General features: G+C 35.7%; 9 protein-coding genes. 3 read left to right on the top strand and 6 right to left on the bottom strand.

The features are described 5' to 3' along the window. Window positions 1–7: 7 nt before the first annotated feature. The 4 genes from GS03_RS06095 to guaA form a co-directional block, all read right to left on the bottom strand. Window positions 8–241, bottom strand: a complete 234-nt coding sequence (locus tag GS03_RS06095; RefSeq protein WP_136151665.1) for a DUF3820 family protein — start codon at window positions 239–241, stop codon at window positions 8–10. Between the two features lie 94 nt (window positions 242–335). Further along, window positions 336–740: an OsmC family protein gene (locus GS03_RS06090; protein WP_136151664.1), complete on the bottom strand. Its 405-nt coding sequence runs from the start codon at window positions 738–740 to the stop codon at window positions 336–338. Then, window positions 740–2,791, bottom strand: coding sequence for a LysM peptidoglycan-binding domain-containing protein (locus GS03_RS06085; RefSeq protein WP_136151663.1), 2,052 nt, complete (start codon window positions 2,789–2,791; stop codon window positions 740–742). Before GS03_RS06085 ends, GS03_RS06090 begins: the two co-directional genes overlap by 1 nt. Window positions 2,792–2,887: 96 nt before the next feature. Next, window positions 2,888–4,414 carry a glutamine-hydrolyzing GMP synthase gene (guaA, locus tag GS03_RS06080; RefSeq protein ID WP_136151662.1) on the bottom strand — a complete coding sequence of 509 codons (1,527 nt, stop codon included), beginning with the start codon at window positions 4,412–4,414 and terminating at the stop codon, window positions 2,888–2,890. 207 nt (window positions 4,415–4,621) lie between these two features. On the opposite strand from guaA, the gene GS03_RS06075 reads away from it, so the two are divergent. Both GS03_RS06075 and GS03_RS06070 read left to right on the top strand, forming a co-directional pair. Continuing rightward, complete coding sequence (locus GS03_RS06075) at window positions 4,622–5,491, top strand: ABC transporter ATP-binding protein (RefSeq protein ID WP_136151661.1); 870 nt, start codon at window positions 4,622–4,624, stop codon at window positions 5,489–5,491. 67 nt (window positions 5,492–5,558) lie between these two features. Beyond that, a complete protein-coding gene (locus tag GS03_RS06070; RefSeq protein WP_168710274.1) occupies window positions 5,559–9,089 on the top strand; it encodes a M1 family aminopeptidase in 3,531 nt (1,176 codons plus the stop codon). Between the two features lie 73 nt (window positions 9,090–9,162). Here the strand turns inward: GS03_RS06070 and GS03_RS06065 are convergent, their stop codons facing one another. Next, window positions 9,163–9,924, bottom strand: a complete 762-nt coding sequence (locus GS03_RS06065; protein ID WP_136151659.1) for a T9SS type A sorting domain-containing protein — start codon at window positions 9,922–9,924, stop codon at window positions 9,163–9,165. A gap of 314 nt (window positions 9,925–10,238) precedes the next feature. After that, window positions 10,239–11,531 carry a phosphopyruvate hydratase gene (gene eno / locus GS03_RS06060; RefSeq protein ID WP_136151658.1) on the bottom strand — a complete coding sequence of 431 codons (1,293 nt, stop codon included), beginning with the start codon at window positions 11,529–11,531 and terminating at the stop codon, window positions 10,239–10,241. A gap of 219 nt (window positions 11,532–11,750) precedes the next feature. Here eno and GS03_RS06055 point away from each other — a divergent pair, with 219 nt between their 5' ends. Beyond that, on the top strand, window positions 11,751–12,815 hold the full coding sequence (locus GS03_RS06055; RefSeq protein WP_136151657.1) for a hypothetical protein: 1,065 nt from the start codon (window positions 11,751–11,753) through the stop codon (window positions 12,813–12,815). Window positions 12,816–12,838 lie beyond the last annotated feature (23 nt).

Genomic DNA, 12,838 nt, shown 5'->3' with positions numbered 1-12,838 from the left:
TAATGAATTAAATTGGTTTCGGATATTGTTTTTTAATATTCCGAACCAATTCTTCCAAACCGTTTAACTTAAGTTCATAAACGAGTTGCAGTTGTTCGCCAAGCTGTCCTTTTGGGAAACCTTTTTGGCTGTACCAAACCACATAATACTCGGGCAAATCGATAAGATAATAGCCTTCATATTTGCCGAAAGGCATTTTGGTATGGGCGAGTTTGATGAGAAGTTGTTGTTGTGGATTCATTTAAAAAAGAGAATAGAAAAAAGATGAAAGAGAAAAGACAATTATGCTGAAAAAAGAAATCTATATTCTATGTTCTCTTCTCTATTTTCTTTTTCTACTTCCAATTAAAAGTAATTTCCTTTTTGATATCTGGATGCAGGCTGAACATAACCGGACAAGTCAGTCCTGCTCTTTCCAAAATGGTTTTGGTTTTATCATCAGCAGCATGGTTCATCTCAAAGTGAATGTGAATTTCAGAAATCCTTCTTGGATCAGCAGCCATAACTTTGGTTACTTCTGCAGTTGTTCCTTTCAATTCAATATCCATATCGCGGGCTTTAATCCCCATGATAGTAATCATGCAGGTTGCAAGTGAATTCGCTACCATATCGGTTGGCGAAAATGCTTCTCCTTTTCCGTGATTGTCTAGTGGTGCATCGGTAATGATTTCGGTTCCGGATTGCATGTGCATTGACGAAGTTCGCAATTCGCCTAAATATCTAACGATTGATGTTGCCATTACAATGCTTCTTTTATGGTTAAATCGGTGTCGTAATACAAAATGTAAATTCCGTTATTGGAATAACCATAAGTTGCATTTTGAACATAATCAAATTTGTTTTCTATTTGTTCTGATGGTGAAACCTGAATGGTCTCTTCAAAAGTTTTGTCCTGCGACAATCGTAGTAACGTATCAAACGTTACATCAAAACCTCGAATGGCGTATTGGTTGGGTATAATTTTATTTATCTTTTTATACTTTGCATCAAACTGATTGGCTTCATCAGTTTCGTTTGGTCTGGAAAGTGATGGATAGAGAAGTTTCAATTTGGTTAATCGCGTTAATGAAATTTCCTCAAAATCAAAGGTGTCGTTTTGTTCCAAAATCACAAGCTGCACCTGATACTCTTTTTGTGCCGCTAACATTGCAGAAGTTGTGGCCAGAATCATTCCAGTACTTTCAGAAGCTAAAACCACATAATTGAGTTTGTCTTTTTGGAACAGGACTTTTAAACTATCGGCAACAAAAGTTCCTTTAGGGCTCAAACCCGCAATTCTAACATTGGGCTGCATTTCCTGAATGTACTGTTTTACACTTCCTTTTTTGTTATCAACAACGGCGATAATATTGCCGCTTTTGGCTTTCATAAAGTCAAAAATTGAGCTTCGCAACAACTCTGCTGAAGGCATCGATTGGTACAAATTGGTATATTTTTTTCCACTTTCTTTTGATAGTGGAGAAATAACCGGAGTTTTTGTTGGCTCAAGCAGTTCGGCTAATTTTTCGACATTAGATTGATAAAATGGTCCGACAATAGCATCCATGCTTTGAAGATTATTTTGTTGGACCAAAGTAGCTACGTTGGATGAGTTTTTAGTTTCCTGAGAATCTAAAATTTTGATATCGACATTCATCCCTAAAACTTTAGCTGAATCAATCGCCATCAAAGCACCCGAATAGAAATCCAAAGTCAAATTCAGGAATTTATCTTTTTTCAATCTGGCTTGTGTCGAATTTATAGTGTCGCTTTCAATTTTTGAAATATTAAAAGGCAAAAGTAATGCGAGTTGTTTCCTCGCATTAGTGTTGATTGTTTTTAGTAAATTTCCCTGTTCTTTTTTGACAGGTTCTTTTCGCTGTCCTTTGGGCACACGGAGTATCATTCCTAATTTAATTCCTCTTTTCAATTCGGGATTTAGAGAAATCAATTCCTGCTCGGATATTCCATAATCATTGGCAATAGTTGCAATGGTTTCTTTTGGTTTAACCACATATTCTTCTAAATATTTTTTAGTACTTGTCGTTTCAGCTGTCGCTGTTTCGGCTACTGGTTTTGGTGTTTCAACTGCTGGTTTAGGTGTTTCTAAAACAGCTTGATTTACAACATTGCCTGAAACAACAAGTTTAAAACCAATAGGAAAATCATTCACAATTGCCGGATTTAAACGTTCCAATTCGGGAATGGTCATTCCGTACTTTTTAGAAATACCATATTTTGTTTCCTTTGGTTCAATGATGTGATAGGTGGTTTCTCCTTTTGGTGCTTCAACCTTTGGTGCTGCTTTTACAACGGCAGGCTTTGAAACTACAGGAGCAACTACTTTCGGAGTTTCTACAGGTTTTGAAGCAGCAACATTTTGTCCGCTACCCGAAGTTGGGATTTTAATATTCTGTCCAATCTTCAAACCATTATTTAATAAATCTCCATTTGCCGCTTTTAGTGCATCAATAGTAACTCCATATTGTTTTGAAATGCTGTACAACGTTTCTTTGGGTTGCACTAAATGTGAATTTGGATTGCTGGTTTGTGTTGCATTTTGAGATGAATGGATAACCACTACCGAAGCTGAGGCCGGAATCAACAAAACACTGTTCAATTGAATTCCGTTTTGAGAATCTGGATTTAAACTATAAATATCATAGGGAGTAACCTTATATTTTTGAGCTATCATATTGATAGTTTCTCCTTTGGCAACAGTATGTTTCGTATATTTTTCCTGTTTTGCAGAAACTGTAAAAACAAAGGAAAACATAGTTAGAAATATTGAAAAAAGAATACGGTTTTTCATTTACTTAATGTTTATTTAACGTCTAAAGTTAACAAATCTTTTTTAACACAATATAAATTGCTAATTTTTTCATTAACTTTTTTGTGTTAACAAAAACTATTCCCATTCGATTGTTGCTGGTGGTTTGGAGCTTATATCATACACTACTCTATTTACACCTTTTACTTTATTTATAATCTCGTTTGAGATTTTCATCAAAAATTCATACGGTAAATGAACCCAATCCGCTGTCATCCCATCGGTTGATTCTACAGCTCTCAGCGCCACTACCTTCTCATAAGTACGCTCATCACCCATCACTCCAACACTATTTACAGGAAGTAAAATCGCTCCGGCCTGCCATACTTTATCGTACAATCCGTGCTCTTTTAATCCGTTGATAAAAACAGCGTCAACTTCCTGTAGTATTCTAACTTTTTCAGGTGTGATGGCACCCAAAATTCTAATCGATAATCCTGGTCCTGGAAATGGATGCCTGCCCAAAAGTTCCGGGTCGATGCCCAATGTTTTACCAACTCTACGCACTTCATCTTTAAATAACATACGCAAAGGCTCCACTATTTTGAGCTTCATATAATCAGGTAAACCGCCAACGTTATGATGTGATTTGATGGTTGCTGATGGTCCTTTTACCGAAACCGATTCGATTACGTCAGGATAAATGGTGCCTTGAGCCAACCAGGTTACATCTTCAATTAAATGTGCTTCTTCGTCAAAAACTTCGATAAAAGCATTACCAATGGCTTTTCTTTTTGCTTCCGGATCTTCAAGTCCATCTAATGCAGTCATGAATCTGGCTGTAGCATCGACACCTTTTACATTTAAACCCATGTCTTTGTATTGGTGCAGAACATTTTCGAATTCATTTTTACGAAGCAAACCATTATTAACAAAAATACAATAGAGGTTTTTGCCAATAGCTTTGTGCAGCAAAACCGCCGCTACCGTAGAATCTACACCGCCTGAAAGTCCAAGTACGACTTTGTCACCTTTTACTTTTTCCTGTAATTCTTTAACGCAATCTTCTACAAAAGCGTTTGGTGTAAAGTTCTGTGGAACGTGTGCAATCTTAACCAAAAAGTTCTCAAGGATTTGTTTCCCATCTGTAGAATGATAAACTTCGGGATGAAACTGAATGGCATAAGTTGTTTCGCCATCGATTTTATAAGCTGCGTTTTCGACATCTTTGGTACTGGCCAATTTCACACCATTAGTTGGTAAGTGTTTGATGGTGTCACTGTGGCTCATCCAAACTTGTGAATTCACATTTACATTTTCAAAGAAAACTTCTTCTTTAATATAGGATAAATTTGCTCTTCCATATTCTCTAATATTGGAAGCGGCTACTTCTCCACCTGAAAAATGTGCCAAATATTGGGCGCCATAACATACCGCGAGCAGCGGCAATTTGCCTCGAATATTGGACAAATCGATTTGCAAAGCGTCTTCTGAGCGAACAGAATAAGGACTTCCGCCAAGGATGACTGCTTTGTAGGGCGATAAATCAGTTGGAAAATGATTGTAAGGGAAGATTTCGCAGAATATATTTAATTCCCGAACTCTTCTCGCAATAAGTTGTGTGTATTGCGAACCGAAATCTAAAATAAGTACGTTGTGTTGCATGTGCAAAAGTACTATTCTCGATTCAAAATAAAAAATGGAATTGGTAAGTTTTATGCAGAAAACATACCTAAAAATTTAAACCTAAAAATCAGAATTCTATTAAGATTTCCCATTTATTTTTTGTAGTATTGTTAAAACTATACTGTAACAAAATTACATATCGAGCCGTCTAATCGGTCAAAAATCACTCAAAACCAATCAGCTACTATGGAATTACTCATTAAAGATTTAGACAAAAAATACAGCAACGGCGTACATGCTTTAGATAATGTCTCGCTAACAATACCAAAAGGAATGTTTGGGTTACTTGGACCAAACGGTGCCGGAAAATCTTCACTAATGCGAACCATAGCAACGCTTCAGGATGCCGATAGTGGTTCCATTACTTTGGGCGATATTGATGTATTGAATGACAAACAAGCCGTACGCAAAATATTGGGTTATCTACCTCAGGAATTTGGTGTTTATCCTCGAACAACCGCAGTAGATTTACTTGACAACTTAGCCTTACTAAAAGGTTTTGAAAACAAAGCCGACAGAAAGCAAATGATTGAACAGTTGCTTGTGAAAGTTAATCTTTGGGAACATCGCAAAAATGCCGTAAGCAGCTATAGTGGTGGAATGCGCCAGCGTTTTGGTATTGCACAATGTTTGATTGGTTCTCCAAAACTGGTAATTGTAGATGAACCTACAGCAGGTTTAGATCCGGGAGAACGAAACAGATTCTATAACATTTTGAGTGAAATTGGTGAAAACACTATCGTAATTCTTTCCACTCACATTGTACAGGATGTACGCGAATTGTGTACACAAATGGCAGTTGTGGATAAAGGCCGAGTGCTTTTTGCCGGCAATACCGATGATGCTTTATTAGAAGTGCGGGGCAAAGTCTGGGAGAAAAAAGTTCCGAAACAGGAATTGTCCAAATATCAGGAAGAACATCAGGTCATTTCCAACAAACTTGTGGGCGGACAACCTTTGATTCATATTTTTTCTGAAAATCCGGTAGCTGGTTTTGTGAAAGCCGAAGAAAATCTTGAAGACGTATTTTTTGCCAAACTCAATGCTTTAGTATAAATTTTAGAACGACAATCTTATGTGGAAATTTATACAATTCGAACTCAAATATTGGCTAAAAACGCCAATGGTATGGATCTTTTTTTTCATCAACGGCTTACTCGTATTTTTTGCCGTAGCTTCTGAGCATGTTACTATTGGTGGCGGTGTTGGAAACACACACAAAAATGCGCCTTTTGTTATTGAACAATATTATGGTGTGTTCTCAACCATTTGCCTTTTGATGACAACTGCCTTTATGAACGCCACAGCCAACCGCGATTTTCAATATGGCATGTACCAATTTATCTTTACGTCTCCAATCAAAAAAAGAGATTATTTCTTCGGAAAATTTATTGGAGCTGCAATGGTTTCTGTAATTCCATTATTAGGGATTTCTGTGGGAGCACTTTTAGGTTCTTTTCTTGCTCCAATTTTTGACATGGCTCCGGCGGAACGTTTTGGTGAAACCGATTGGTCCGGACATTTATATGGCATTATCAACTTTGGTATTCCTAATGTAATTATTTCCGGGGTTATGCTGTTTTCTCTGGCAATAATCTTCCGAAGCAACATTATTTCTTTTATTGGTTCAATGTTGATATTGGTTTTCTACGCGGTTTCCGAAATTTTCACCCGAGACATTCAAAAGGAATGGTTGGCCAATATTTTGGATCCTTTTGGCGCAAAGCCTTTTGAAATTATGACCAAATATCTAACGGTGGATGAAAAGAACACTAGTGCGGTTTCACTTCACGGTGAATTACTGATTAACCGAGCCGTTTGGTTGACTATTATGATTGGGATACTAATTCTTGTATACTATCGTTTTTCATTTAACACCAAAAACGTTAAAGCCAAAAAAGAAAAAATCAGCAAAAAAGATGCAATTCCTTCTATTTCAAATACAGATTTTTTGCCAACCAAAGCCGGAGTTTTTTCGTTTTCCACTTTTTGGAGTTTGGTGAAATTTGAGATTAAAGCGGTAATAAAAAACCCAACCTTTATAATTATTGTTTCTATCGGAATGATTTTATTGATTACCAATCTGACCAGTTTTTCAGGTCGTTATGGTGCTGTCCAATATCCGGTAACTTATGATATAGTGGACATTATTGAAGGTTCGTTTATGCTGTTCATGATTGGATTTATAACGTTTTATACCGGTGTTTTAGTTTGGAAAGAGCGCGATGCTAAGATTAACGAAATTCAGGATGCTACGCCAATTCAAACGATTAGTTTATTTGCTTCCAAAGTCCTGGCAATTATTTTTGCTATTGCTACGGTATTGGTGGTTACAATAGTGGTTGGAGTAATTGCGCAAACCCTGCATGGCTATACTCGTTATGACCTTGATGTCTACATCAAATCGTTATTGGTTATCAAACTTTTGAGCTACTCCTACTTGGTTATTTTGTCGTTGTTATTCCATTATCTGATTAATAATAGGTATGTGGCTTATTTTGCGTTTGTGATGTTTATTGTTGTTAACGGATTTGTTTGGGGTTTATTAGAAATCAGCACCAATATGGTAAAATTCAATGCTAAACCAGACATTACATACTCTGATATGAATGGCTACGGCCCTTTCATTCCTTCAACAATTTGGTTCAATTTGTATTGGGGATTATTCTGTGTAGTGCTTTGCTTTGTGGTTTTAGCCTTTTATGTTAGAGGTAAAGAAGTTGATTTCAAACACCGCTTACACGCTGCCAGATTACAATTTAAGAAAAGTAAAGTTGGTCTTGCGATAGGTGTGTTAGCCTTTATACTTTGTGGAAGCTTTGTTTTTTATAATACCAAAGTGTTAAACACGTATGAATCATCAGAGGAAGTCGAAAACAGTCAGGTAAGCTATGAAACCAAATACAAAAAGTATGAAACGCTGAATCAGCCGCGTTTTTATAAATTCAACTACACTATTGATATTTTTCCGTCCGAAAGAAACATGCACGCCAAAGTCGAAGCTTGGGCAAAAAACAAATCAAATAAGCCTATTAGTGAATTGCATTTTACTTTGCCTCTACTGACTGACAGCATTAAGCTCACAATTCCAAATTCGAAATTAAAGTTGAAAGATGACGATTTAAACTATCGAATTTACAAGCTAAACAAACCATTAGCATCGAATGATTCGATAAAAATCACTGTCAATTTATCCAGTATCACCAAAGGATTTGAGAACGAAGTAAGCTTTACACAACTGACTCAAAACGGAACATTCTTTAACAACAAAGATATTTTACCTTCTTTTGGCTATAACAGAGATTATGAGATATCCGATAAAAACCTACGTATTAAACGCAAGTTACCAAAGCGCGATCGTATGCCAAAACTGGATGAAAACGATTTAGCTGCCCGAAGCAATACTTACATCAGCAGCGACTCGGATTGGGTTGAAGTAAACACTACCATCAGCACTTCTAAAGACCAAACCGCAATAGCTCCAGGTTCGTTGCTAAAAAGTTGGGAAGCTAATGGCAGAAAATATTTCAGCTACAAACTCGACCAAAAATCACTGAACTTCTATTCCTTCATTTCAGCTGATTATCAAGTGGTGCGCAAAAAATGGAACGGTATTGACCTCGAAGTCTATTACGACAAACAACACGCTGTCAATGTCCCAAACATGATGAAAAGCATGCAGAAAGCATTGGAATATTACACCACTAACTTTGGTCCATACTATCACAAGCAATGCCGCATTTTAGAATTTCCGAGATATGGCAGTTTTGCTCAGGCTTTCCCGGGCACTATGCCGTATAGCGAAGGAATTGGTTTCATTACTGATTTACGCGATGTTACTAAAGATGATATTGATATGGTCTTTTATGTCGTGGCACACGAAATGGGACATCAATATTGGGCGCATCAGATTTGTGGTTCCAATATGCAGGGTAGTGAAATGATGAGCGAAGGTTTCTCACAGTATTCAGCTTTGATGGTGATGGAAAAAGAATATGGCAAAGACAAAATGAAAAAGTTCTTGGAATATGAAATGAATGATTATTTACGAGGCAGAAGCAGCGAATTTGAGGGTGAAAATCCAATCATAAAAACGGAGAGCCAACAATACATTCACTACAATAAAGCTAGTGTGGTATTGTATTATTTCAAAGAAATGATAGGGGAGAAAAATTTGAATGCTGCTTTGCATAATTTAATTGAAAAATTTGCATACAAAAACCCAGCCTATCCAACATCAATTGATGCCGTGAATGAATTTAGAAAAGTTACACCTGACAGTCTGAGTTACCTGATTCCGGATTTGTTTGAAAACATCACTTTATTCTCTAATCGAACGTTGAAAGTGACATCAAAAAAAGTAGGTGCAGAATATGAAGTGACTATTGAAACCACTTCCGAGAAATTCCGTTCCAATGCTTTGGGAAAAGAAACGGCTACGTCTATTGCTGATTATATTGACATTGGCGTTTTTGCCGAGTCGGACAAAGAAGATGTATTGGGAAAACCATTGGTTTATAAACGTTTAAAAATAACCAAAAAATTAAACACCTTTGTTTTTAAAACAAAAGTCAAACCATATAAAGCGGGCATCGATCCATACAATTATCTGATTGACCGAATTCCGGATGATAATGTAAAAGCGGTAGAATAATAAAACAAAACACCCGATCGATTTAGAACCTATCGGGTGTTTCCGTATAATCAGAAAAATTTTTAAATCAATATTATTTCACTACTAATTTTACTGTTTTTTCACCTTCTTCTGATTTTACTTTAGCAATCCATAAACCAGTTCTAAGTTCAAAACTAGTATCATTACTTGTTTTAATTGTTTTAACTAATGCACCTGTAATAGAATAAATAGAAACTGTTGTATTTGATTTTACATTAGATACAAAAACCTGATTGTCGTTGGTGTAAAAAACAGGTAATGCATCAGCTTTGATATCATCAATGCCAAGCCCTGTTTGTACTGAAAGCTTAGCAAAATTCATAGTATTATTAGTATATACATAAATAGTACCAGGCCCGCCTGTATAATATGCTGTCAAAATAGTTTTATAAGGAGAAGGAGAAGCAGAAAGGTAGAAAGCTAACTCAGTAGTCCCATCAGATATAGAAGCTCTTCTGTTTGTTGAAGATGTATATACCCAAAGTTTTACTGTACAAGGTCCATCAACCGGAAAAGACAACCCTCGTTTTGTAGGCAATGGAGCTCCTGTAGCCACCTGAACAGTCATCATATTTACATTAGTAAAACCATCACTAAAAGCAGTATTAGAAGCAGCAGAAATAGCTCCTATAGCTGAACCTCCTGAAATAAGGGTCAAACCGTCAATAGTAGTAGTTGCAGGACTGCTTGAATTATAACCTGGGTTAACTGGCCAATTTGTTGTATCATTTCCAAAATCCCAAACGTGATCCTGAGCATTAGAAACCAATGTAAATAATAGCATTGGTAAAATTAAAAGTAGTCTTTTTTTCATAATATTTTTGTTTTTAGTTGTTAATGATTTTAAGTTTCTTGCTAATTAATTTCAAATATATGTAATCGATTGCATAAAAGTAATATATTTTATATTAAAAAAAAATTATTCATTATAATATTACTCATTTTTTTTATTATTCACAATAAAAAACGAAAATATTCATATATACCGTTGGCTGAAATCCAATAGATTTGTTTACAATATTGAAGGTGTTATTTTAAAAATCTATTTGCTAAAAGGTCATGGCTAAAAACAAAAAACCTGACAAGTTTTAAAAACCTGTCAGGTGTAAATTTTAAATATCTTTAGAATTATTTTTGCTTAAAAGCTCTCACTCCAGGGAAATAAGCAGTATCGCCTAACTCCTCTTCTATTCTCAACAATTGATTGTATTTAGCCATACGATCCGAACGCGAAGCCGAACCGGTTTTGATTTGACCACAGTTTAATGCTACGGCTAAATCGGCTATCGTATTGTCTTCAGTTTCGCCTGAACGGTGTGACATTACCGAAGTATATCCGGCATTGTGCGCCATATTAACGGCTGCGATTGTTTCTGTCAAGGTTCCAATTTGGTTTACTTTCACCAAGATTGAGTTGGCAATTCCTTTTTGGATTCCGGTCGACAAACGCTCCACATTGGTTACAAATAAATCGTCACCTACTAATTGGGTTTTGTCTCCAACCAATTCGGTTAAGTATTTCCATCCATCCCAATCGTCTTCATACATTCCGTCTTCAATAGAAATAATTGGATAATTTGCAGCCAAAGAAGCTAAATATTCTGCTTGCTCTTTTGACGTTCTTATTTTTCCTGTTGCGCCTTCGAATTTAGTATAGTCGTATTTTCCGTCTACATAAAACTCAGAAGCGGCACAGTCTAAAGCAATCATAACTTCGTCACCAAATTTATAACCTGCATTTTCTACCGCCTTTTTAATTGTATCCAAAGCATCTTCGGTTCCGCCGGCTAAGTTTGGAGCAAATCCACCTTCATCACCTACTGCAGTCGAAAGATTTCTATCGTGTAATACTTTTTTAAGGTTGTGAAAAATCTCCGTTCCCATTTGCATCGCATGTGTAAACGATGTTGCTTTTACCGGCATAATCATAAATTCCTGAAACGCAATCGGCGCATCAGAATGCGAACCACCATTGATGATGTTCATCATTGGAACCGGTAAAGTGTTAGCAGAAACGCCACCAACATATCTGTATAAAGGTAAACCTAATTCGTTTGCCGCTGCCTTGGCTGTAGCCAAAGAAACACCCAAAATAGCATTAGCACCAAGGTTTGATTTGTTTGGAGTTGCATCAAGTTCAATCATCAATTGGTCGATGTGATTTTGCTCAAATACTGAAACGCCCATTAATTCGGGAGCGATAATTTCGTTAACATTCTTAACTGCTTTCAAAACTCCTTTGCCCATATAGGCTTTTCCACCATCGCGTAATTCAACCGCTTCGTGCTCACCGGTTGAAGCTCCGGAAGGAACAGCAGCGCGTCCTAAAACACCATTTTCGGTAACTACATCTACTTCTATTGTTGGATTTCCTCTTGAGTCAAGAATTTGTCTTGCGTGAACTTTGATAATTATGCTCATTTTTATTTTAGTTTAAGATTTTTAATTGGTTCACAAATTTAAGGAATTTAAAAAATAGAGGTGCAATTATTTGCAGAACTTATAAACGCAATCGTTTTAGCTTGCAAGAATCGTTGAACTGCACGCAATAATTATAATTATATAAGTCTAAAATAATATCGTGTAACAACCACCTTTTATGTTGGTGCTAATTTTACATAAAAATAAAACACTTGCCTCATGAAAAATTCTACTCTTAAAAACAGCACCAAAAGCAACCTACTAATTCAAGTTTGCTTCTTTCTATTAGTTGGGCTAGTACCAGCAATATCAAACTCTCAAAATTATCGTACCATAGAAGCTTATATGGATGATTTTGCCAAAAACGAATTGTACGTTAAAAAATCATTGATGGATTATTCTGTCTCTATAGTTGAATCACAATTGTATTCGAGAACTAAAGTAACAGCGGTCAGAATTATCGAAAAATTAGAAAACATTAATACAATCCTAATGACCACTAATAAAGGATTTGAAGGCAATACTTTATTGAGAGACAGTTTTATAAAATTGAATCAAAGAACAATTGACTGTCTAAAAAATGGGAGTTTGATTTTAAATGATTATGATTACCAAAGCACCTTATCACTGCCTGAAATAGGTGAAAATATTGCTACTAAAGAAAGACATCTTATTGCTTATTATCAAGAGCTTAAAAAATACGAACAAGACAAAAAGAGTTTTGCAATGTGTTATAAAATGCATTTCAAAAATAACAAGTCTAAAAATATATTAGAGTACAATGCGTATCAAAACATATTGTTTTATAAAATGAATGTTATGGATGAAAAACTTACTTATGTAATAAATGCAAAAGATAAAAAAGGATTTTCAGACTGTCTGAACTTGATTACATTTACGCGTGATGAAGTTGTGGCAAAAACCAGCGAATACAAAAGCGAATATAAAGATACTTCCCTTAATGATGCCAACATTGAATATGCTAATTATATTGCTGGCCAAAAAGAAAAATTGAGTGACTTATTTAACAATTATGTAGATGAGTATAATGCACTACAAGCATTAAAAAACTCAGCACAACCAGAAACAACTGAAAGTGTTGCCGCATATAACTATGCTGTTAAAAGCTACAATATCAAAAAGAATTTGTTTTATGCTGTTTTTAATGATATTCAAATTACCAAAGATAAAATGTATGATAACTGGTTAGCTGTCAATAGTGCTTTCCTAAAAAACAATGGAAAATTTGATAGCCTTTATGAAAAATATGCTTCCAAAGATTAATTCCGGTAAATACAGCTTAACAG

It is taken from the genome of Flavobacterium sangjuense (assembly GCF_004797125.1).
Classification (GTDB): domain Bacteria; phylum Bacteroidota; class Bacteroidia; order Flavobacteriales; family Flavobacteriaceae; genus Flavobacterium; species Flavobacterium sangjuense.
The sequence above is the reverse complement of the archived record's forward strand: the minus strand, read 5'-3'. Positions and strand labels throughout refer to the sequence as shown.